The following is a 23246-nucleotide window of genomic DNA, read 5'->3' on the forward strand; positions in this document are numbered from 1 at the left end:
GGCGGTTTCAGGCACACAAACCGTGCAGGTACCAGTCGGGAGGGCCGCCCCGGCCATCGCCGATGATGCCCAGGCGGTAGATCCAGTACCGCCGGCCGGCTTCGTCCTCGATCCGGTAATAGTCGCGCAGCCGCGCGCCGCCGCGTTCGCGCCACCATTCAGGCGCGATGCGTTCGGGCCCTTCAACCCGTGCCACCTCGTGCACTTGCCCGCGCCAGCGAAACCGCTGCGGATAGCCATCGGGCGTCGCATAGAGCACGGCAATGCTTTCGGGACTGTCGAGCAGTTTGAGCGGGCGCGCATGGAAAGCGAGCTGCCCTTGCGAGGATGCCTCGGGTTCGAGCGGCGGCTGCCAGCGCTGTGCACGCTCGGGAATATGGCTGGCAAAGGGCACGGGGCGGGTAACCGCCTGCGCCCCGAGACGGACGGTCAGCCGGTCGATACAGGCCGCCAGCGACGTGCCATGGGTTTCCGCTGCGGTTTCGATATCGTTCTGGGCAAGTGCCAGCGGTTCCGCCCAACTTGCCCGCAGGCGCAGCATCTCGATCCCGAACCCGGCATCCACATCGTCGAGCCGTGCCGCGAACAGCCGGACGATATGCGCCGGATCGCGTGTCGCGGCCGCCAGTTCGAGCCGGCGAACCACCACTTCGCCATCGACGCGCCACAGCCCCAGTTCGAGACGCCGGGCACCCTGCCCCTGCCCCTCGAGCTCGCGCGCCATATCCCCGGCAAGATCGGTGACCACCGTATCGAGCAACTGGCGATGGCGGATCGGTTCGAGCAAGCGCCGCTGGACTAGCGGCACCTGCTGCGGAACCACGGGCAGCAGCGGTTCGGGCACGCGGCCGAGCAGCTGGTCGAGCCGGACCAGCGGGTTGGCGGCAGGCGACTTGCGATTGCGGAAACGGCGCTGGATCGCATCGCGCCCCAGGGTCGCGATCTCGCCCAGCCGCTTGAGCCCCAGCCGGCGCAACACGGTCACCACGTCCTGGTCGAGCCGCAGCGCGGCCACCGGCAGATCGGACAGGGCGCGTTCGATCGCGTCGGCCCCCTCGACGATAGCCCCGTCGCGGCCATGATGCGCCAGCGCCCAGGCGGCTCCGGCGGTGGGCGCAATCGCCGTGCGAACCGCCAGCTGCCGCTGGGCAAAGGCCTGCTGCACATCGGCAAGCAGCCGGTTTTCCCCGCCGAAGAGATGCGCCACCGCGGTCACATCGACCAGCAGCCCATCGGGCGGGTCGAGCGCGGACCACGGCCCCCAGCGCTGCGCCCAGATCGCCAGGGTCTCGAGAAAGCCGAGATCGCCCGCCGGATCGCTGGGCGCGGTGGCGATTTCGGGGCAGAGCGTACGCGCATCGGCGAGCATCATGCCCTTGTGCGCGCCGGCTGCCGCGCCCGCACGGTTGACCGCCTCGATTCGCGGGCCGTGCGCGGTATCGGCGATCAGCACCAGCGGCCGGGCGGCGAGCGCCCCGGCCTGCTTGCCCGTCACCATCTGCCAGCGATCCATCGCCAGCGCGGGAAGCCAGATCGACAGGATGCGGCGGGTGCGGAAGCTACCCTTTTGCGGGGGGCTCACGCCCGGCGCAGCGGGCGCCGCTGGCGCAATCCCGCCGTCCAATTGCCAAGTATCTCATCGCCTGCACCGCGAGCCTTGCTGGCGGTAAGATCGCCTTGCTCTTCGGCCAGCAGCCATGTGCCGGGTGCATGCGCGCGGGCGCGGAACAGTTCGGCCTGCCAGCGCGGCAGGCCGGGAGCCTGCGCATTCCAGTGCGGCGCGGCGGAGGGGGCCGAGGCGATCTCCCACCGCATCCGTGCCGAGGACAGGTCGCGCGCCGCATCGATCCGGACGAGGAACAGCGGCACGCCATGTTTTTCCCCCGCCAGCGTCAGGCGGCGCGAGGCGGTGAAGTCGAGCGCCTTGGGGTTGCCGGCAATCTCGCCCACCACGAAGGCAAGATCGCGGCAGCGCAGCCCTTCCTCCAGCGCAAAAAGCGCGTCCTCGCATTTTTCGGCGAGCACATGGATCACCCGCCCCTGCAACAGCTCCGGCAGTCCGGCACGATAGGGCCGCCCCGTACGCCGCGCCGCCTCGCGCGTCTGGACCCACAGCACGCTACGCCGGTCCTGCGCCTCGCAGCCATCCCCCCGCGACATATTGCTCCAATCGTCGAGCGCCAGCGCCAGCGCGGCACCCGTCCCTGCCCCCTCGCGCGAGGAAGCGAACACTTCATTGTGCAGGGCCAGCCCCCGGCTAGCCGCCAGCCCCGGACGCCAGCGCGCACTGCGCCGTGCAGATAGCGCGGCGACGTCTTCGAAGGCCGTGAGCGGCAAGGAGGCAAAATCGGGCTGGGACATAGGGGAACGACTCGTTCGTTCCGGTTATGTTCCATATCGGATCGATTCGCAATTCGGCGCAGCGGGTTCTCCCGTCGTCGCACAGCGGGACCGAACCGCCGCCTCATCCATTGGTCAGACAACACCCTTTGAAGGAGAGACCCATGAAACACACCGCTGGAAACCCCGACGAACTGAAAACCAAATTCTGGAAGGCGCTGGCCGATTCGCCCTTCCTGTTCCTCCAGCTCGACGGGCACAGCGCGACCGCGGTGCCGATGAGCCCGCAGCTCGACAAGGATGCCAACAGTTCGATCTGGTTCTTCACCCATACCAAAAGCGATTTCGCCAAACTCGGCCGCGCCACCGCGACCTTCGAAAGTAAGGGCCACGAACTCTTCGCCCGCTTCGACGGTACGCTGACGCGCGAAACCAGCCAGGAACGCTTCGACCAGTTCTGGAATAACTTCGTCGAGGCCTGGTACGATGGCGGCAAGGACGATCCCGACATCGTCTTCCTGCGCATGGACCTCGGCGATGCCGAAATCTGGGACGGCGACCTTGGCCTGCTCAACACCGCCAAGATGGCGCTGGGCCGCAATGTGCGCGACGAGGCCGAGGAACGGCACGCCGAAGCAGTCGACCTGTGATGGACGGCTGACCTCAAACGACAAGGGCCGCGTTCCATCCGGAGCGCGGCCCTCTTTTTTGCCAGCAACCAATCAGTCGTGCGCGCGGGGCGGATGGATCGGGATAGCCGTTTCCTCACCCGCAACGGCATCGACCACTTCGACGATCCCCTGCCCAAGATGGCTGCGCCTGCGGCTGTAGAGGAAGTAGACGAGGAAGCCGATCGCGCTCCACGCCGGCAGGACGATCATCGCTTCGCTCGGCAGGTTGAGGAACAGGAACAGGCAGCCCAAGATCGTTGCGGGGCCGACAAACCACAGCCCCTTCACGCGGAAATGGCGATGCACGTCGGGGCGCTGCCGGCGCAGCACCATCACCGCCACCGCGACCATGGCGAAGGCGTAGAGCGTTCCCGCATTGGCGATATCGGCCAGCTGGCCCACTGGGAAAAACGCCGCCCCTACCGCCACCACGATCCCCGTCAGCGCGGTCACCACATGCGGCGTCTGCCAGCGTGGGTGCACGCGGCTGAGGAAATCGGGCAGCAGCCCGTCGCGGCTCATCACGAAGAAAATGCGCGTCTGCGCAAACAGCAGCACCAGGATCACCGAGGGCAGCGCGAGAAAGGCGGCCACGCCGAGCACGTTGCCCACGCCCGACCAACCGATCTGGCGCAGCACATGCGCCAGCGCCTCGTTCGAACAGACCAGCGCATCGGCGTGAACCGACAGGGCACACTGACGTGCGAGCTCCTCCGACCCCGCGGGAAACGGGATCCCGTCCGGTCCCATGATCGGCTGGCCGCCGATGGTCCCGATCGCCCCCGCAGCGACGAGGATGTAGAACAGCGTGCAGAACAACAGCGAGCCGACCAGGCCGAGCGGCACGTTGCGCTGCGGGTCCTTGGTTTCCTCCGCCGCGGTCGAGACCGCGTCGAACCCGACATAGGCGAAGAAGATCGTCGCTGCCGCACCGACCGCGCCCAGTCCCGAACCAAAGCCGCCGAACACGCCAGCGGGCAGGAACGGGTTGAACCGCTCGGCCTCGAAGGCGGGGCTGGTCAGCGTCAGCGCGATGAACGCGATCAGCGCGGTCACCTTGATCGTCACCAGCACCGCATTGAATTTGGCGCTTTCGCTGGTTCCGATGATGAGCAGCCCGGTGATCAGCAGCGCGATGACCATTGCAGGCAGGTTGATCAGCCCGCCCTCCACGCCGCCCAGCGCGAGCGGCCCAGCCGATAGCCAGCTTGGCAAGGCCACGCCCAGCGTCTCGTCGAGGATACTGCCCACGAAATACCCCGACCAGCCGACCGAGACCGCGCTGGCCGCGATGGCGTATTCCAGCACCAGCGCCCAGCCCACCGTCCAGGCGAGGAGTTCGCCCATCGTCGCATAGGTATAGGTATAGGCCGACCCCGACACCGGTATGGTTGCGGCGATTTCGGCATAGCACAGCGCGGCCACGACACAGACCGCCCCCGCAATCGCGAAGGCGAGCATCAGCCCCGGCCCCGCCTTCTGCGCGCCCGCGGCCGTCAGCACGAAAATTCCTGTCCCGATGATGCAGCCGATGCCGAACAGCATCAGTTGTATGCCGCCCAGCGAACGCTTGAGCGACTTCTTCTCAGCAGCCGCGAGGATTGCATCCAGCGGCTTCACCCTGTCGAAAATCATGCGGCCTGTGGCCTCCCCAGGCCCGCCGCAGGACTGCCCCGCTCCGCCAGCCGGAAGCGCGCCAGATACGCGCCATCGCGGCTAACGGGAAGCAGGATTCCGCATTAGTTGCCGAGGACCGAGGGAAACAGCCCGGTTACCAGGATCACCGCAACCGCGATCGGGCACAGCCAGGCGATCAGGAAGCGCCACAGCCCGAAGGCCCAGGGCGACAGCCCGGTGGTGGTACGCAGCAGCGTCTCGTCGGCCTTCCAGCCGATGAAGATCGACGTCAGCAGCGCACCCACGGGCAGCATGACCTTGCCGGTGAAGCCGTCGACCGTGTCGAGGATATCGGTTTCCGCGAACAGGCTCCAGAAGCCCAGCGGGCGGACATCGGACCAGACATTGTAGCCCAGCAGGCAGGCGATCCCGATCAGGAACGAACCCGTGCCGAAGATCAGCGCCGATTTATGCCGGCTCCAGCCGCGCTCGCCGATGCCATAGGCGGTCGGCACTTCGAGCAGCGAGATCGAGCTGGTGACCGCCGCGACCAGGATCAGCACGAAGAACAGGAAGCCGATAAGCGCGCCGCCCGGCATGGTCTGGAAGGCGAAGGGCAGTGTCTGGAACACCAGCGTCGGACCCGCCGCCGGATCGAGCCCGACCGCGAAGACGATCGGGAAGATCATCAGGCCTGCGAGCAGGGCGACGCAGGTATCCGCCACCGCAATAATCGCGGCCGTCGGGCCCAGTGCGCTGCCTTCCTTGATATAGGAGCCGTAAGTGATCAGCCCGGCCACGCCGAGCGAGAGCGAAAACAGCGCCTGGCCCAGTGCCGAGTTGATCACCTGCGGGGTGAGTTTCGACCAGTCGGGAGTGAACAGGAACGCCACTGCATCGCCGATATCACCCTCGATCGCGCCATAGACGACGAGGCCGAACAGCAGCACGAAGAACACCGGCATGAGATAGGTCGCGGCCTTCTCGATCCCCGAACTGACACCGCGCGCGACGATAAAGAGCGTCAGCCCCATGAAGAGCAAATGCATGCCGAGCAGCAGGCCCGGGCTGGCGAACATGTCGCCCAGCCGCTGCTGGATCTGCTCGCGGCTTTCGCCCGCCAGCGCACCGCGGAACGGATCGCCGGCCATGATCGCCTGCCCCAAATCGGCGCCCATTACGCCGGCGTAATAGAGGACCCAGCCGGCCACGACCGAATAGAACGCCACGATGAGGAAAGCCGCCAGCGCCCCGATCGCACCGAAAATCGACCAGCCCGGCGCAGCCTGCGATTGCGTTGCCACGCGGCGGATCGAACCGACCGCATCGGTCTGTCCCACGCGGCCGATGAAGATTTCCGACAGCACCAGCGGGAGGCCGAGCAGGAAGACGCAGGCGATATAGACGATAACGAAGGCCCCGCCCCCGCTTTCGCCCGCCAGCGTCGGGAAACGCCAGATATTGCCAAGCCCCACTGCGGCCCCGACCGCTGCGAGAATAAACGCCTTGCGCGAGGACCAGCCCTCGCCCGTCGAAGTCGTGGTAGCGACCATGTTCAGACTGTTCCTCTCCAACCGCGGCGATCCCTGCTCGCGCGTCACAAGCGCGTCTTAGACACGCAATACCCGGCGATGCCAAGCTTCGCTTTGCCATCTTCCACGCGCTTGCTAGTGGGTGCCGCATGTCGACGACTTTCCAGCTCGATACGAGCACCAGCCGGGCCAACCCCACGCCGCAGCCGATGAAACGGCTGACTGTGCCCAAGATCCGCGCGCACAAGACCGCGGGCGAGACGCGCGAACCGCTGGTGATGCTGACTGCCTATACTGCGCGGCAGGCGCAATTGCTCGACGCGCATTGCGACATTCTGCTGGTCGGGGACTCGCTGGCGCAGGTGATCTATGGCCTGCCCACGACGATCCCCGTCACGCTCGACATGATGGCCAACCATGCCGCCGCCGTCGTGCGCGGCAGCTACCACTCGGTGGTCGTGGTCGATATGCCCTTCGGCTCCTACGAACAATCGCCCCAACAGGCGTTCGAGAGCGCGACCTTCCTGCTCAAGCAATCGGGCGCCGCCGCGGTGAAGCTCGAGGGCGGCGAACAGATGGCCGAGACCGTGTCCTTCCTCAACCAGCGCGGCATCCCCGTAATGGGCCATGTCGGGCTGACCCCGCAGGCGGTCAACGTGCTGGGCGGCTATGCCGCGCGCGGACGCAGCGATGCCGAGGCCGAGAAGATCGTGGGCGATGCCAAGGCACTGGACGAAGCCGGGGCCTTCGCCATCGTGCTCGAAGGCGTGCTCGAGCCGATCGCGATCGAAGCGACGCAGGCGGTGGCGTGCCCGACCATCGGGATCGGCGCCTCGGCGCAATGCGACGGGCAGGTGCTGGTGACCGAGGACATGCTCGGCATGTTCGAACGCGTCCCGCGCTTCGTGAAGAAATATGCCGATATCGCCGGGGTCATCGAACAGACCGTGGTGCAATATGCCGAGGAAGTGCGCGCGCGCAGCTTCCCCACCGAAGACCAGACCTACCAGCCCAAGCGCTGAACGCAGGACCTTTCTACACATGGCAACGCTTTGGCGCTTCTACGGATTTTCGTTCGTTTTCACGCTTTTCTGCCTCGGCCTCGCCGTCTGGTATGGCTGGGTCAGCACCGCTTCGGTTACCGGTACGCTGTCGCTGTTGTGGATCGTCGCGGTCCTGTCGGTGCTGGAAATATCGCTCAGCTTCGACAATGCGGTGGTCAACGCCTCGGTCCTCAAGGAAATGGACGAGGTCTGGCAGCGCCGCTTCCTGACCTGGGGTATCGCCTTCGCCGTGTTCGGCATGCGCATCGTCTTCCCGCTGGCGATCGTCGCCATCGCGGCGGGGCTCGGCCCGGTCGAGACGGTCAATCTCTCGCTCAACGATCCGCGCGAATATGAGCGGATTGTATCCTCCGCCCATGTCGGCATCGCCGGTTTCGGCGGCGCCTTCCTCGCGATGGTCGGGCTCAAGTTCTTTTTCGATCTCGACAAGGAGGTCCACTGGATCGCGGTGATCGAGCGCAAGCTTGCCAAGTTCGCCGCGCTCCCGGCAGCCGAGATTGCGCTCCTCCTGCTGGTGCTGTGGGGCATCTCGACCACGCTCGCGCCGGACGAGGCGCTGACCTTCCTCGTTGCCGGCATCCTCGGCCTCGTCACCTTCATCGCGGTCGAAGGCATCAATGCGATCCTCGAGCTGAAGGAAGAGGCCGCCAAGCTGCAGGGCGCGGTCGTGCGCAGCGGCTTGGGCGGCTTTCTCTATCTCAACGTGCTCGATGCCAGCTTCAGCTTCGACGGGGTGATCGGGGCCTTCGCGCTATCCAACAACATGATCGTGATTGCGCTGGGCCTGTCGATCGGTGCGATGTTCGTCCGTTCGATGACGATCCACCTCGTCCGCAAGGGCACGCTGGCGGCCTATCGCTTCCTCGAACACGGGGCCTTCTGGGCGATCATCGTGCTCGGCGGGATCATGCTCGTATCGGCCAAGGTGCATATTCCGGAGACCATTACCGGGTTGATCGGGGCCATCCTGATCGGGCTCAGCCTGTGGTGGTCGGTGCGCTACAACCGGCGTCATCCGCAGGAGGATGCTGCGCCAGCCGACTAGCGATCGGCGCGGCGACCACCAGTTGGAAGAAGTGGTAGAGCAATAGCGCGATAACGATGAAGCCGGCCTCTTCGGGCGGAAACAGGATGGTGGCCAAGGGCGCGCCGACCGCCGCGCTCTTTTGCGCGCCGGCGAAAAGGAAGGCGATGCGATCGGTGCGATTGAGCTGCAGCGCACCGCCCGCCAGCCACGCGCCCAGATTGCCAACGGCCAGGAACGCGGCCACCAGCGCGGCGATCACCAGCCAGTCCACCCCGTCGACCCGTGTCCAGATGCCCTGCTCGACCGCGCCCGAGAACGCGACATAGATCGCCGCTGCAATGGCGATCCGATCGACCCAGGCGATCTTGGGCTTGTGCGCCGCGACGAAGGCGCCCGTAAACCCCTGCAGCGCCTGGCCGATCGCAAACGGCAGGATCAACAGCAGCATGATCTTGCCGATCACATCCATGCCCACTGCCCCGCTCCCGCTACCGCCGAGCGCGAGGAAGATCGGCACCGTTATGAAGACGCCGAGAATGTTGAGCAGCGCGGCACCGACCACCGATAGCGCCACATTGCCCCGCGCCAGCGAGGTGTAGGATGTCGCCGATTGCACAGTCGAAGGCAGCGTACCCAGATACAGGAACCCGAGCGCAACCGAGGGGGCGAGCCAGACCTGCCCCAACGCGGCCAGCGCGGCACCGATCAGCGCCATCGCGCCGAACACCCACAGGACCAGCGGCAGGAGGAAACGCCAATTGGCAATGCCCGCAGCGATATCGCGGCGCGCGATGCGCATGCCGTTGAGCAGGAACAGGATGAAAATCGCCGCATTGGCCACCGCCTGCGCCACCCCTCGCGCACTACCGGTGGCGGGCAGGATGGCGGCAAGCACGATAGCGGCGACCAGCATCCGCACCATGGGATCGGCAAAAACGGTTCGGAGCGTCATGCGCCGCCCTTGCCTCTACCGTACAAGCTTGTCGAGTTTCTCAGCGCGTGCTGGCGGACACGGAACGCAGTTTCGTTTCAAGCTCGCTTCTTGCCGCCTCCTCGCTTTCGGGCAGCGCATCGATCAAGGCGGCAATCGCCAGCGGGTTCATCGGCTGCAGTTCATGCGCCGCGAGCGCGTAATCGAGCGCCGCGTCGCTATCATCAAGCTCCCCAGCAGCGATGCTGCGCGCAGCGAGAACCCAGGGAACGCGCGCCATTCCGAGTGCCATGGCATGATCGAGCAAGTGCGCAGCGCGCTCCCAATCACCTCCGGCCGCGAAAGCATCGGCGAGAAGCGCTGCGGCCTCTGCATTCATGGGATTGTCGCGCACATAGCTTTCGAGCAGACGGCGGGTCTCGGCGGCGCCCTCCTGCGCCGCTGCGAGCCGCAAAGTCAGCGGCCATGACCGCCGCACCAGCGCCGATCGTGCATAGGCCGCGCGCGCAGCATCTTTGTCGCCGCGAGCAAATTCGGCATCGCCGAGAATGGCCTGCGCATCGCCCGAACCGGGAAAGCGCTGCGCGAAACTGCGGGCCCTGCCGACGGCGGCCACGGCGTCTTCGCTGGCAATCGCATGGCGAACGTAATCGCGTATCTCCAACCCGCCCATGTCAGGGGAGACGGCAAGCGATGCGCGCGGCGTGAGGCCGGGCAGGACCGCAAGCTCGGACGGACCAAATGCCGCCAGATCGAGGAATTTTGCGGCACGTTCCCGCTCGCCAAGCGCCTCGTAGGCCCGGCCTACCAGCATGCGCAGGTAGGTCGACCCCGAGCCACTCGACGCGGGCGCAGCAAAGCGATGCACCAACTCGCGTTCACCGCCGCTGCGGGACAGAGCATAGGCGAGCAAATCCCCGACATGGCGATTGTCGGGCTGGCGCCGGTGCAGGCGATCGAACGTAAGCGCCGCGCTCGCGTAATTCCCATCGTTGAGCGCGATAAGCCCAGACAGCAGAAGGGCAGAGGCGACATTGTCGCTCGCCAGCCCCGATCGCGCGAGCAAGTCGCGAGCCGCCCGAAAGTTTCCCCCCCGCGCAGCTATCACCGCCTGGACGAACATGCCGCGCGGAGTGGAGGCTGCACGCCCACCCTCGGCACGCAGGACCCGCAACGCGTCGCGCGCACGGCCGGCATCGCCAAGCGTGGCGGCGTATTCGACCCTCAATTCGATATTCTGCGGCTGGCGTTCGAGGGCCCTGCCCAGCAATTCGGCCCCCGCTTCAAGCCCCTGCGCATCGCGCGCGAGCTGCCCGCGAAAACGCAGCGCTTCGGCGTCATTCGGATCAATCGACAATGCGCGTTCGGCGGCGGCGATGGCTTCGAATTGCTCGCCTCCACGATACCGGAGGCGACCGATGTCGACCCACAACCCGGCATTGTCCGGTTCGACCCGATAGGATCGGTCGAAGGCGGCCCCCGCTGCGGGTAGATTGCCTTCCGCCATTTCGAGACGCCCCAGCAATTGGAAGCCTGCCGCGGCGCTGCCCTCCGAAAACTCGCCCGGGCCGAGCCACTCACGCGCAACCCCCAGATCACCCGTCAAAAGCGCGCTTTCGCCGAACAGGGCTGCGAGCTCCTCGCGCGGAGTGCCTGTCGCGAGCGCCTGTTCGAGCTGGACCTGCGCCGCGAGGGCATCGCCCCGCTCCAGCTGGAGCCGCGCCTCCTCCAACAACGGCCGGTCCGACCCTGCCTGCTCGCATCCCCCCAGCGTCGCCAGGGCAAATGCGAGTGCTACGATCAGTCCGGGATCACGCCTGAAGGTCATATTGCTTGAGCAGATCGTACAAGGTCGGCCGGCTGATCCCGAGAAGCTTGGCGGTGTTCGAGATATTGCCTTCGCTGCGGGCGAGCGCCTGCCGGATCATCCGCCGGTCCGCCTGTTCGCGCGCCGCCTTGAGGTTGAGGGCGATATCGCCGCCATCCGCGGCATCCTGCGTCAGGTCCAGGTCTTCGGCAGACACCAGCTTGCCATCAGCCATGATAACCGCGCGTTTGATCCGGTTTTCGAGCTCGCGCACATTGCCCGGCCAGCTCCAGCCATCGATCGCCGCCAGCGCATCGGGCGCAAAGCCCTTGACCTGCGGGTTCATCTCCTTGGCGAAGCGCGTGACAAAATGCTTGGCAAGCAGCACTGCATCGCCCGGGCGTTCGGCCAGCGTCGGCACTTTCACGACGATTTCGGCAAGCCGGTAGAACAGGTCTTCGCGGAACGTGCCCGCACCGATCATCGATTCGAGATCCTGATGCGTCGCGCAGACGATGCGCGTGTCGACCGGGATCTGCTTGCGTCCGCCGATACGCTCGATCGTGCGCTCCTGCAGGAACCGCAGCAGCTTCACCTGCAAGGGCAACGGGATGTCGCCGACCTCGTCGAGGAACAGCGTGCCCCCGTCGGCCAGTTCGATCTTGCCCTCGGTCATCTTGACCGCGCCGGTGAATGCGCCGCGTTCATGCCCGAACAATTCGCTCTCGAGCAGGTTTTCCGGGATCGCCGCACAATTGATCGCGATGAAGGCACCGTCGCGGCGGTTGCTCGAATCGTGGACGCCGCGGGCCAGCAATTCCTTGCCCGTCCCGCTTGCCCCGAGCAGCATGACCGACACATTGGTCGGTGCTACCCGTTCGATCGTCCGCGCAACCTTGGCCATTTCCGGAGCCGCGGTGACCATCGAGCCGAGCACCGTCCGGTCTTCGCCGACCTTTTCCGCGAGACGGCGGTTCTCATTCTCGATCTGATGCAGTCGGTATGCGCGCTGGACGATCAGCCCCAGCGTGTCGATGTCGAGCGGCTTCTGGTAGAAATCGTAAGCGCCCTGCTCCACCGCGCGCAGCGCACTCGCTCGGGCACCATGGCCCGAGGCGACGATAACCTTCGTGTCGGGCTTCATCGCCATGATCGCTTCGAGCACGGCAAAGCCTTCGCTGGTCCCGTCGGGATCGGGCGGCAGGCCGAGGTCGAGCGTGACCACCGCAGGCTCCTCCGAACGCAGGGCAGTCAGCGCTTCGGCGCGGGTCCCGGCAATCACGACATCGAAGTCGTCATAGGCCCATTTGAGCTGGGCCTGCAGGCCCTCGTCATCCTCGACGATGAGCAGTTTGGGTTTGGTTTCCCCCATTACGCGACCTCATTCCCCTCTGCCGATTGGCTTCGTCCAATAATGGTTGTCGCCGATTTAAGCGGCAGGCTGATGGTAAACCGCGTCCCCAACCCTTCGCGCGATTCGACATCCAATCGCCCCCCCATCGAGCGGATCAATTCACGTGCCTCGAACGCACCGATGCCGAAGCCTCCGGGCTTCGAGGAGACGAACGGCTTGAACAGGCCGTTGCGCAGGAATTGCGGTGACATGCCGCGCCCATTGTCGATCACCGTCGCCTTGCCCGAAACGCCATCGCTATAGACCTCGAGCATGACCGAACTGTTGGCATCGCTCGCATCGATCGCGTTCTGGATGAGATGCACCAGCGCCTGATCGAGCGCGTCGGGATTGCCCTCGACCGCGACCGGCTCGGTGCGGAGCACCGCCACCGGATGGACCTTGCCCAGCCGTTCGACGGCCTGCCGCGCCGTTTCGGCAAGATCGAACTGGCGTGCTTTCTCGGTTCCCGGCGGGCCATAGCGTCCGAGGCGCGCGAGCAGCGTGTTGAGCTTGTCCGCACTGCTGCGCAGCGTCACCAGCATGTCCTTGCGAAACTCGGGTTTGTCGGCATGCTTTTCCGCATTGCGCAGCAGCAGCGACATCTGGCTCGACAGGTTCTTGATGTCGTGCATCACGAAGGCCATGCGGCGATTGAATTCGTCGAAACGTCCCGCCTCGAGCAGCGCAGCCTGTCCGGCCTGTTCCGCGAGGTAGCTGGCCAGCTGGCGACCGACGACCGACAGCAGATCGAAATCTTCCCAGTCGAGCCGGCGCTCGATCAGCGGGCGCGACAGGATGACGAGGCCGACCAGGCGGTCAAAGTGGAGCAGCGGTACCGCCGCCCAGGCGCGCGGGTCGTTGCGCATCCAGTCGGGCACCGCAGCCTGCTCTCCGCGATGGTCCACCCCGTCGCGCACTTCGTCGAACGCAATGATCAACTCGCTGCTTTCGAGAATGACGCCGAGCGAGGCGGGTGCGGCGCGAGCCGGAATCTCGGCATTCGACCAACGCCAGTTTGCCGCCAGCTCGAACGAGCCGTCTTCGTCGGGCACGAGCAGGATGCCCGAAGGACTGTCGGTGATATCCGCCAGCGCTTTCACCGTACGTTCCTGCAGGCTGATGTTGTCGAAGCCGGTGGTGCCGATCGTATCGGTGAAGCGAATCCACTCGTTGCGATATTCGTAGCGGTGCTTGAACAGGTGCTTGATCGCCGTGACCCGCAGCCAGCCGCGTAGGCGATCAGACGGGAGCCAGATCAGCGCCAATGCACTGGCAGTGATGATCAGGCCGACCTGCGTCATCCGCGCGAGATCGCCCGTGAGCATGTCGAGCCAGCGGGCGAGCCCCAGCATCAGGCCGAGATAGCCCCCGATCACCAGCAGCGAGAGAAAGCGGAAGGTCACCGCTCGCGACGGACGGAATTCGAGATCGGGCGACCGGCTGTTGAAGCCCAGCGCGAACGGCACGGCCACCAAGGCCGCAGCCACCCCGCGTAGCGCGGCGAGTTCACCCGGCAACGCGCCGGTGATGTAGCCGATCGTAAAGTAATTGAGATCGAAGGCCCACATCCCGGCCAGCGCAGCCGCGTTCCAGCGCAGGATCTGGCGCGAGGATGCCGCGGCGCCGGCATAGAGATTATGCAAGAGCACCAGCGCGCCCACCGAAACCATCACGCGGAACAGCGCTGCGGTTTCGAAAGTCAGCGCGGTCAGTTCGGGCGTCACCGCATAGCGCCGCGCGATCAGCAGCAGGACGAATTGCAGTACCTCGACAAAGCCCAGTGCGAAGACCGCCGGACGGACCAGTCGCAGCGTCTCGTCGCGCCCGTCATTGGCGAACAGGCGAAAGAGCATGAACAGCCACGCGAGATTGCGCGCAATCTCGGTTAGTTCGACGATCGGCCGACCCGGCTCGAAACTGGCCGCGGCGAAGCACCAGTTCGCAGTCAGCGCCAGCGCGACGACTGCGGGCGTACGGTCTGCGCGCAGCGTATCGCCTTTGCGCCCGATCCAGATCGCCGCCAGCGCGCAGATGACCGCGCCGATCGAATAGGCGATATAGGAAAAGCTTGCGATCCAGCCCATCAGCGCGCTCCTTCAGGCCAGATGATCACCCGCGCGGTCTGCAGCAGGATGATGATGTCGAGGAAGGGTGTGTAGTTCTTGGCATAATACAGGTCGTATTCGAGCTTCTGGCGCGAATCCTCGACGCTGGCGCCATAGGGATAATTGATCTGCGCCCAACCGGTGATGCCGGGTTTGACCATGTGGCGCTCGGCATAGAAAGGCAGTTCCTTCTCGAGATCGACCACGAAAGCGGGCACTTCGGGCCGTGGGCCGACGAAACTCATCTCCCCCTTCAGCACGCTCCACACCTGCGGCAATTCGTCGATGCGCACGGTGCGGATCAGGCGGCCCACCCGGGTGATGCGCGGGTCGTCCTTATCCGCCCATCTCGCCCCATCCGCCTCGGCATCGGTGCGCATCGAGCGCAGTTTGACCAGCGTGAACTCCTGGCCATAGAGCCCGACCCGGGTCTGGCGGAAGAAGGCGGGCCCCTTGCTTTCCAGCTTCACCAATATGGCGAAGATCGCCACCAGCGGCAGACCGACGATCAGGATCACCAGGCTGACGAGGATGTCGAACAGGCGTTTACCGATGCTCGACAATCGCCGCCCGGATGAAAACCCATCAGAAAAGATCAGCCAGCTGGGATTAAGTGTATCCAGGTCGACACGGCCCAATTCGCGCTCCAGGAAGCTTGAGAAATCGCTGACCATGACGCCCTTGGTCTTGACCCTCAGCAGGTCCTTGAGCGGCAGCGAATTGCGCCGTTCCTGCAGCGCCAGGACCACTTCAGTCGCCCCTACCCGCTCGACGAACCGGCCGAGGTCCGAAATCGATTCGCGCGGGACGGCGGTATCGATGGTCGGTTCCGATTCCCCCATTGCGACAAAGGCGCCGACGGCAAAGCCGCTGTCGGGGCGGCGCGAAAGCCGTTCAAGCCGCTCCGCCCGCGGGCCGGCGCCGAGCACGAGGATGGTGCGGCGGAATGCCTCCACGCCCAGCATTCTGCTGCCGAGAATCCGGTTTGCTATGAGGAAGGCAATCGCAATGCCCATCGCGTAGAGCAGGACCGAGCGCCACAGCGCCGATCCGGGCAAGAAGAAGTTCATCAGCGAGATCGCCAACACGCCGAGGCTGACTGCGACCAGCAGCCGCGCGGTAGCGAAGCGCATCGATCGCAATGCCTCGGGGCCATAGGTCCCGACCGCGATCATCGCCAGCCAGATCACCCCGGCAAAGCCGCCGATTTCGAGCACGCGATCCGAGAACTGGCCAGCACTGATCCCGATCTGCGCAACGCGCAGCCGCCACGCCGCCTCGCCCGCGAGCGAAAGCAGCATGAGATCGATCAGGGAAAGCAGCACGACATTGTAGGAGATGTAGTGCTTGAACAGGCGGATCATTCAGTCCGGCTCGCGAATTGCTGGTGTCGGAAACCTTGACTAGCAGACAGGGATGAACCGTCGGTAAATTTTACACTTGCACGAAAAAGGGCGAGGAACCCTCAAGCTCCCCGCCCTTCCGTTATCGCTACTATAACTTAGTTCGTGACGGCTTCTTCCACCGCCTCGCCCGTATTCTGAGCGGCTTCGCCCACCTGGTTGGCGGCCTGACCGACTTCATTGGCAGCGCCCGCAATGGCACTGTCCTTGGACACTTCGGCGCTGCTCATCTGGTTGATGAAGAGGAAGCCGACGATGGCGACGCCGAGCACCAGGAGGATCAGCACCCAATTGGTACCGCCCCGGCGGCCTTCCCCGTCCGCGACGACCGTATGCGTCGTATGGGTGTTGCCTGCGGCATCGGTGGTTTCGGTAATCCGTTCTTCTGTCATAATCGTGTGCCCCTGCGACTCTAATGAGCTGAAAACGCGGCAAATCCGTCCGCGGTTCCCCGCAAATGAGCGAATGACGCTCAATCGGCGGCGAATTCGAACGGCGTAACGCCGCGGCGCGCCGTATCGAAGGCAAGTTTGCGGCCCGCCGGGGGCAGCGATCGCTGGCTACACCCGACCCGGTGACACCGGGCACACCCGGGACCGATCGGCTGGGCATCGTCGGGCCGCAGAGAAATGCCCCGTGCTTGCGCGAGATCGGCGGCAAGAACTGCTTCGATCCCCACCGCCACGGCGAACTGCGCTTCCCCGGGGGCGCCGCTGCCCTCGACCGTGCGCGCCATGGTCAGCCACCCGCCGTCGCGGTCGCCCGAATTGTCGAGCGCAACGAACTGCACCTGCAAATCGCCTGCGCGATCGAAGGCGCGATGGGCGTGCCACAGCGGGCAACTGGCATCGGATTCGACGAACAGCGCGGTGCTGGCCCCGGTAAAGGTCTTGGAGAACTGCCCTGCGCGGTCGAGCCGGACCATGAAGAACGGCAGGCCGCGCTGGCCGACGCGCTGCAGCGTGGTGAGCCGGTGCGCGAGTTGCTCGAAACTGACCCCGAACCGGCGCTCGAGCACGGGGAGGTCGTAGCCGGTGGCCTCGCAGGCGCGCAGGAACCGACCGTAGGGCATGAGGAGCGCCGCGGCGACATAGCCGTTGAGATGCCGGGCGAACAACGCCCGCGCCACCTCGTCATCGAAGCGCGCCCCCTTCGCGACCGCGTCGATTGCCCCGGCGAATTCAAGCTGCGCGAGCTGAAGCGCGAGCTGGAAGTTGCGCGAGGGAATGCTGAGCATCTCGGAAAGCTGGACCTGCCGTGCATGGAGGTCGAGTCGGCGCAGGCTGTCGGGCAGCACATCGCGGGGCAGGATCCGCACCGACAGCTGGTGCCGCTCGCGCAACCGTTCGGTCAGAGCGAGGCCGATATCGCCGCGCGAAAGGCGCATGTCGTCTGCCAGTTCTTCCGCGGCCATGTCGAGATCGGCGAAATGGTTGCGCCACCGCTCGATTTCACGCCGCGAGGCGGAGAGCGGGTCATCGGTGGTGCCACCCGCCGTGCCCGCCCGGTCGTACAGCCGGGCAAAGGCTGCAGCGGCTTGCGGGGCCAGCGCGAGGAATTCCTGTAGCTCCTCGCGGTCGATCCCCAGGTCGGCAAAGCGTTCGTCGGCGAAGCGCCGCGCCAATCCGTCGATCCCGCCGATCGCCTCGTCTTCGCGAAGCGATCGCGGATCGAAGTCGAACTGCTCGACCAGCTGCATCATTACCCGCGCGCTGACCGGTCGCTGATTGCGCTCGATCAAATTGAGGTAGCTCGGGGAAATGTCGAGCCGTGCGGCAGTGGCAGCCTGTGTCAGCCCCTCCCGCTTGCGCAAGCGGCGGATGGCGGGTCCGGCGAAGAGCGCCTCTTCGGTCATATGTAACCTTCTTTACTACTTTACACGCGAGATAGCCTCAAGTCGGCAATCTAGACAAGTTTGTTTGTAAATTTTCCTGTCATCCCGCACCCGGGTGCGACAGAACAGGGTCAACGATTACGCCCCCCAATACGACAAGGAGTGTCCCCCGTGACCTATTCGGACCGGATCAGTGAACTGAACGAAACCATCGCCGCCAACGGTGCGCCCTGGGGTGCCATCGATGCCGAAAGTGCCGCGCGCATGGTCGTCCAGAACCGCTTCCGCACGGGGCTCGACATTGCCCGCTACACCGCGAAGATCATGCGCGAGGACATGGAAGCCTATGACCGCGACCCGGCGAACTACACCCAGTCGCTCGGCACGTGGCACGGGTTCATCGCGCAGCAGAAGATGATCTCGATCAAGAAGCACTTCGGCAATACCAAGCGCCGTTACCTCTACCTGTCGGGCTGGATGGTCGCCGCGCTGCGCAGCGAATTCGGTCCGCTGCCCGACCAGTCGATGCACGAAAAGACCAGCGTCCCCAATCTGATCGAGGAACTCTACACCTTCCTCAACCAGGCCGATGCCCGCGAACTGGGCGGCCTGTTCCGCGAACTGGATGCGGCGAAGGAAGCCAATGACGCGGTCAATACGCAGCGTTTGATCAAGGAAATCGACGAGCACGAAACGCATGTCGTTCCGATCATCGCCGATATCGATGCCGGTTTCGGCAATGCCGAGGCGACCTACCTGCTCGCCAAGAAGATGATCGAAGCCGGTGCCTGCGCGCTGCAGATCGAGAACCAGGTGTCGGACGAAAAGCAGTGCGGCCACCAGGACGGCAAGGTCACCGTGCCGCATGAGGAATTCCACCAGAAGATCCGCGCGATCCGCTATGCCTTTCTCGAACTCGGTGTTCCCGAAGGCATCATCGTGGCGCGTACCGACAGCCTCGGTGCCGGCCTGACCAAATCGATCGCCTATTCGAAGGAACCCGGCGACCTCGGCGACCAGTACAACAGCTTCCTCGATTGCGACGAAGTGGATGCCGCCGACATCAAGAACGGCCAGGTCTTCATCAGCCGCGACGGCAAGCTGCTGGCGCCCAAGCGCCTGCCCAGCAATCTTTACCAGTTCCGTCCCGGAACCGGTGAAGACCGCTGCGTGCTCGACTGCATCACCGCGCTGGAAGCAGGCGCCGACCTGCTGTGGATCGAAACCGAGAAGCCGCATGTCGAGCAGATAGCGGGCATGGTCGACCGGGTTCGCGAAGTGATCCCCAATGCCAAGCTGGTCTATAACAACTCGCCCAGCTTCAACTGGACGCTCAACTTCCGCCAGCAGGTCTATGACGCCTGGGCCGAAGCCGGCAAGGACGTGTCGGCCTTCGATCGCGACAGGTTGATGAGCATCGATTACGACGGCACCGAACTCGCCGCCGAAGCCGACGAGAAGATCCGCACCTTCCAGGCCGATGCCGCGAAGCGTGCCGGTATCTTCCATCACCTGATCACGCTGCCGACCTATCACACGGCGGCGCTAAGCACCGACAATCTCGCCAAGGAATATTTCGGCGAACAGGCGATGCTCGGCTACGTCAAGAACGTGCAGCGCGAGGAAATCCGGCAGGGTATCGCTTGCGTGAAGCACCAGAACATGGCTGGCTCGGACATGGGCGACGACCACAAGGATTACTTTGCCGGCGAAGCGGCCCTGAAGGCCGGCGGCAAGGACAATACCATGAACCAGTTCGCTGCCGCCTAAGGAGAGGAAGGATGACGACCATGACAGACGACACTCCGAAGACCGAACCGGGCCGCGCCCGGGCGCTGTTCTCGACCGCCGATTTCCGCCTGCTGCGCACCGCGCTGACGCATTATGCGCGGGCCACCGAGGATCGCGAGGAGCTGGCGAAGATCAACGCGCTGCATCACCGCCTCGGCACCTACGTCCCCGCGGACGGCTGACCTTACACCAAGTTCTCCTGGGGAGGAGAATAGGCCGTCGGAGTGTCCCCAACGCTCCGGCGGCCACATTTTTGCCTGCTGTCCTAGCTGCCGGTGCGCGGCATCAGGTCGATCGCACTACTGGCCAGCGCCTCGGCCCCGGTCGCGATGACCTTTTCCGCATCGGGAGCCCAGAAGGGCGAATGAAGCGAAGGCAGCGACGTGCCATCGTGCTTCAGCGCGTCGAGCATCGGCTGCGGGGTGCCGCTGATCCAGAAGATCATCGACTTGATATCCTCGGGCGCAGCGCGGCGGAACTGGCTGAAATCCTCGCCCCCCATCACCGCGGACCATTCCATCACCCGGCTCTCGCCGAAGCGCTGCTTGAACCCGGCTGCGATGCTCTCGCTGAAGTCGGGATCGTTGAAGGTGGACGGGGTATAGGGATCCTCGACCGTCACAGTCGGCATCAAATCGTCAGGCAAGCCCGCAGTGATCGCTTCGCCGCGCGCGACCCGGCGGATTCCGTCGAGCAGTAGCTGGCGGCTTTCGTCCGAATAGCTGCGCACGGTGAGCTGCAGCCTGGCTTCATCGCTGATGATATTGTGCTTGGCGCCCGCATGGAAGCTGCCCACCGTGATCACCGCCGGATCGAGCGGTGAGGAATTGCGGCTGACCACGGTCTGCAGCTTCATCACGATCGCGCTGGCCAGCACGATGGGATCACGCGTGGTGTGCGGGTAGGCGCCATGCCCGCCGACACCCTTGACCGTGATGTCGACGCTGTCGACATTGGCCAGGGCATAGCCCGGCGTATAGCCGATGGTGCCTGCCGGCGCGGGCGCTGCGGCATCGTGGAACGCCAGCGCATAATCGGGCTTGGGAAAGCGGGTATAGAGCCCGTCCTCGATCATCGCGAGCGCGCCCAGGCCGATTTCTTCAGCCGGCTGCAGGATCATGACCAGCGTGCCCTGCCACTTGTCCTTGTGGTCGACCAGCAGCTGCGCCGCACCGATGAAGCCCGCCATATGCGTATCGTGCCCGCAGGCATGCATGACCCCGGTGGTGACTCCGCTGGCGGGGGTGGCGGTTACGGTCGATGCGAAAGGCAGGCCCGTCTGTTCGACCACCGGTAGCCCGTCCATGTCGGCGCGCAGCAGGACGGTCGGCCCTTCGCCATTGGCCATCACCGAAACGACCCCCGTCCGGCCAACCCCTTCCGTTACTTCGAAGCCGAGATCGCGCATCCGCTTGGCCAGCTTGGCCGCGGTCTCATGCTCTTCGAAACTCAGTTCGGGGTTCGCATGGAGATCGCGGTAAAGCTCCATCAGGCCGGGCATGTCCTCGGCGAGATCGCTGCGCAGATCATTGGCCTGCGCGGGCGCGGCCAGTACCATTGCGAGCGCGGCAAGGCTTGTTGGAACGGTTTTGGACATGGGTTCTGGTCTCCCTACACGATGGACCACATGGAACAGGGTCCATGGGCAAACTTCGCCGCCGCTGTAGCGCGGTGGTTTTCCGGAACGCCTGTCTTGCAGACCCGGCTGCCGTAGGAAAGCCTACAGCCCGTAGGTTACCACCAGCGCGAGCGAGAGCATGGTGACCATGATCAGCACCAGCGGGACCCCGGTTCGGACGTAATCTTTGAACTCGTACGAACCCTCGGCCATGATCAGCATATTGGTCTGATAGGCGATGGGGGTCGCGTAACACAGGTTGCAGCCGAACAGCACGGCAAGCACCAGCGGTTCGGGCGGCAGGTCCAGCTTGCTGGCGATGGCGAAAGCAATCGGCGTGCCGACGGTGGCTGCAGTCGCATTGGACGCAAAATTGGTGAGGAAGGTCATCGCCAGCATGATCGCCGCCAGCGCCGCAGCGGGCGAGAGATAGTCCAGCCCCACTGCCATGACCGTCCCGATCCAGTCGGCCGCGCCGCTGTCGAGGATGATCCGGCCAAGCGCGATGCTGGCTGCGACCAGCACGATGACGCTGCCCGAGAGCCCGCGCCCGACCCGGTCGAACTTCACGCAGCCGGTCACGAACATCAGGATGGCGCCCGCGAGCGAAGCAATCGCGATCGGGATCAGCCCGACCGAAGCGAGCGCGATCGAGCCGCCCATGATCACCGCCGACAGCGTGGCCTTCGACCGGCGCGGCAGTTCGCGCATGCCTTCGAGCTGCAACAGGCTGTCGGCGCGGGCGAAATGCTGCATGTCGTCGGGCAGGCCCATCACCAGCAGCACATCGCCCTCGGCGAAGCGCAGATCGCCGCCTTCGGAAAACTGTTCCTTCTCGCCCACGAGCCGTTCGGGGCGATGCGTCCCGATCACCGCGACGCCATAGAGATCGGCAATGCCCGAACTGGGCAGCGTCCGCCCGATCAGGCGCGAATCCGCCGTCACGATCATCTCGCCGACCGCGATGTCGGTCCCGGTCTCGCCCGAGCGGCGGCGGATACGGTCGATCACCCAGCTCGGCGCCGCATCGCCGCGCAAGGTCGCCATGGCTTCCTCGATCGCTTCATGTGTGCCGGTCATGCGCAGGCGGTGCTGCGGACGCAGCAGGCCCACGGGCACTTCGTGGAACTCGATCCCCGACGGCAGGCGCGATCCCAGATCGGACAATTCGCGCCCGTTGAGGATCGAGTTTTCCGTAACGCGCAGCCGCGTCTCGAACAGCCGCTGGGCGTGGACCGCCTCGATGCGGTTGTCGCCGAGCAGGCGTGGCATGACGATCCATACGAAGGGCAGCGCGACCAGCGATGCGACCAGCACGATCGGCGTGAAGTGGAACACGCCCATTTCGGGCATGCCCAGATCCACCGCGATCGAAACCACGAGAATATTGGTCGAGGTGCCGATGGTCGTCGCCATGCCCCCCATCAGCGACGCGGCGTTGAGCGGGATCAGCGTTTTCGAGGCAGCCATCGCACCGCGCATGGCGAGATGCACGAAGATCGGCATCAGCAGCACCAGCACCGGCGTATTGTTGACTCCCATCGACAGCAGGAAGGTGATCACCAGCGAGAACAGCAGCCCGAGCTGGAGGTTGATCTTGAACAATCGCTCGAGAAATCGCGCCGCCGGATCGAGCGCGCCGGTAACCACCAGCCCCCGTCCCATAATCATCAGCGCGCAGATCGTGATCAGCGCGTAATGGCCGAAACCGGAGAAGGCGAGGCTCAACCCGTCGGTCGGCTGGGTGTCCGGCAGCGGGAAGAAATACAGCCCGACCGCAATCACCGCGATCGTCATCAGCGAGATGATCTCGACCGACATGCGCCCGCGCGCGAAGGCAATGAACATCGCGATGGTAATGCCCATCGCGGCGATTGCATGGTAGGAAGGAACCCCGATCATCCGACCGCCGAAATCCCAGTTTATCCTTCGATACGCAAGGATTTAGTTTGGTACCCCTGGCCGAAGTGCCTGAATTCTATCGCAGCAGCGCTTTGCTGACACCCAACCTACCCAAGCACCCAACGGAAACCCGCCCCATCCCGCATGGCGATGTCCAACCATTGCGTTTGCTATTTGATGGATTGCCCCGCCCGGATTGAAATGTCGG

Annotated in this window: 18 protein-coding genes; 5 read left to right on the top strand and 13 right to left on the bottom strand. The window is 64.9% G+C overall.

Going from position 1 to position 23246, the window contains the following annotated elements:
* Positions 1 to 7: 7 nt before the first annotated feature.
* Positions 8 to 1513 (bottom strand): DNA polymerase Y family protein, encoded by a 1506-nt coding sequence (locus tag J2S32_RS03360; RefSeq protein ID WP_253522908.1) that lies wholly within the window; start codon positions 1511 to 1513, stop codon positions 8 to 10.
* 65 nt (positions 1514 to 1578) lie between these two features.
* Positions 1579 to 2361: a hypothetical protein gene (locus tag J2S32_RS03365; RefSeq protein WP_253516163.1), complete on the bottom strand. Its 783-nt coding sequence runs from the start codon at positions 2359 to 2361 to the stop codon at positions 1579 to 1581.
* Between the two features lie 143 nt (positions 2362 to 2504).
* Between J2S32_RS03365 and J2S32_RS03370 the strand changes: the two genes are divergently transcribed.
* On the top strand, positions 2505 to 2990 hold the full coding sequence (locus J2S32_RS03370) for a pyridoxamine 5'-phosphate oxidase family protein (protein WP_253516165.1): 486 nt from the start codon (positions 2505 to 2507) through the stop codon (positions 2988 to 2990).
* Between the two features lie 72 nt (positions 2991 to 3062).
* On the opposite strand, the gene J2S32_RS03375 is transcribed toward J2S32_RS03370, so the two are convergent.
* Both J2S32_RS03375 and J2S32_RS03380 read right to left on the bottom strand, forming a co-directional pair.
* Positions 3063 to 4646 (bottom strand): amino acid permease, encoded by a 1584-nt coding sequence (locus J2S32_RS03375; protein WP_253516173.1) that lies wholly within the window; start codon positions 4644 to 4646, stop codon positions 3063 to 3065.
* A 104-nt stretch (positions 4647 to 4750) separates the two neighbouring features.
* Positions 4751 to 6181 carry a sodium-dependent transporter gene (locus J2S32_RS03380; RefSeq protein ID WP_253516176.1) on the bottom strand — a complete coding sequence of 477 codons (1431 nt, stop codon included), beginning with the start codon at positions 6179 to 6181 and terminating at the stop codon, positions 4751 to 4753.
* Positions 6182 to 6309: 128 nt separating this feature from the next.
* On the opposite strand from J2S32_RS03380, the gene panB reads away from it, so the two are divergent.
* Both panB and J2S32_RS03390 read left to right on the top strand, forming a co-directional pair.
* Complete coding sequence (gene panB, locus J2S32_RS03385) at positions 6310 to 7182, top strand: 3-methyl-2-oxobutanoate hydroxymethyltransferase (protein ID WP_253516179.1); 873 nt, start codon at positions 6310 to 6312, stop codon at positions 7180 to 7182.
* 19 nt (positions 7183 to 7201) lie between these two features.
* A complete protein-coding gene (locus J2S32_RS03390) occupies positions 7202 to 8269 on the top strand; it encodes a DUF475 domain-containing protein (RefSeq protein WP_253516182.1) in 1068 nt (355 codons plus the stop codon).
* Here the strand turns inward: J2S32_RS03390 and J2S32_RS03395 are convergent.
* The 7 genes from J2S32_RS03395 to J2S32_RS03425 all read right to left on the bottom strand — a co-directional run bounded on the left by J2S32_RS03395 (position 8202) and on the right by J2S32_RS03425 (position 17748).
* Entirely contained in the window at positions 8202 to 9203 is a 1002-nt protein-coding gene (locus tag J2S32_RS03395) for a bile acid:sodium symporter family protein (RefSeq protein ID WP_253516185.1), read from the bottom strand. The genes J2S32_RS03390 and J2S32_RS03395 overlap by 68 nt on opposite strands.
* Before the next feature lie 40 nt (positions 9204 to 9243).
* Positions 9244 to 11010 carry a tetratricopeptide repeat protein gene (locus J2S32_RS03400; RefSeq protein ID WP_253516188.1) on the bottom strand — a complete coding sequence of 589 codons (1767 nt, stop codon included), beginning with the start codon at positions 11008 to 11010 and terminating at the stop codon, positions 9244 to 9246.
* On the bottom strand, positions 10994 to 12361 hold the full coding sequence (gene prsR, locus J2S32_RS03405; protein ID WP_253516191.1) for a PEP-CTERM-box response regulator transcription factor: 1368 nt from the start codon (positions 12359 to 12361) through the stop codon (positions 10994 to 10996). The genes J2S32_RS03400 and prsR overlap by 17 nt, the downstream gene beginning before the upstream one ends.
* A complete protein-coding gene (gene prsK, locus J2S32_RS03410; RefSeq protein WP_253516195.1) occupies positions 12361 to 14469 on the bottom strand; it encodes an XrtA/PEP-CTERM system histidine kinase PrsK in 2109 nt (702 codons plus the stop codon). The genes prsR and prsK overlap by 1 nt, the downstream gene beginning before the upstream one ends.
* On the bottom strand, positions 14469 to 15854 hold the full coding sequence (locus J2S32_RS03415; RefSeq protein ID WP_253516199.1) for a TIGR03013 family XrtA/PEP-CTERM system glycosyltransferase: 1386 nt from the start codon (positions 15852 to 15854) through the stop codon (positions 14469 to 14471). Before J2S32_RS03415 ends, prsK begins: the two co-directional genes overlap by 1 nt.
* A gap of 137 nt (positions 15855 to 15991) precedes the next feature.
* Entirely contained in the window at positions 15992 to 16285 is a 294-nt protein-coding gene (locus J2S32_RS03420; protein ID WP_253516202.1) for a hypothetical protein, read from the bottom strand.
* Positions 16286 to 16365: 80 nt separating this feature from the next.
* Complete coding sequence (locus tag J2S32_RS03425) at positions 16366 to 17748, bottom strand: helix-turn-helix domain-containing protein (protein ID WP_253516222.1); 1383 nt, start codon at positions 17746 to 17748, stop codon at positions 16366 to 16368.
* Between the two features lie 150 nt (positions 17749 to 17898).
* On the opposite strand from J2S32_RS03425, the gene J2S32_RS03430 reads away from it, so the two are divergent.
* Both J2S32_RS03430 and J2S32_RS03435 read left to right on the top strand, forming a co-directional pair.
* Complete coding sequence (locus tag J2S32_RS03430; protein ID WP_367398965.1) at positions 17899 to 19497, top strand: isocitrate lyase; 1599 nt, start codon at positions 17899 to 17901, stop codon at positions 19495 to 19497.
* Positions 19498 to 19517: 20 nt separating this feature from the next.
* Positions 19518 to 19700: a hypothetical protein gene (locus J2S32_RS03435; protein WP_253522912.1), complete on the top strand. Its 183-nt coding sequence runs from the start codon at positions 19518 to 19520 to the stop codon at positions 19698 to 19700.
* A gap of 83 nt (positions 19701 to 19783) precedes the next feature.
* On the opposite strand, the gene J2S32_RS03440 is transcribed toward J2S32_RS03435, so the two are convergent.
* Entirely contained in the window at positions 19784 to 21115 is a 1332-nt protein-coding gene (locus J2S32_RS03440) for an amidohydrolase (protein ID WP_253516240.1), read from the bottom strand.
* Positions 21116 to 21238: 123 nt separating this feature from the next.
* Positions 21239 to 23038, bottom strand: a complete 1800-nt coding sequence (locus J2S32_RS03445) for an SLC13 family permease (protein WP_253516269.1) — start codon at positions 23036 to 23038, stop codon at positions 21239 to 21241.
* Positions 23039 to 23246 lie beyond the last annotated feature (208 nt).

It is taken from the genome of Qipengyuania citrea (genome assembly GCF_024171405.1).
GTDB classification, from domain to species: Bacteria; Pseudomonadota; Alphaproteobacteria; order Sphingomonadales; family Sphingomonadaceae; genus Qipengyuania; species Qipengyuania profunda.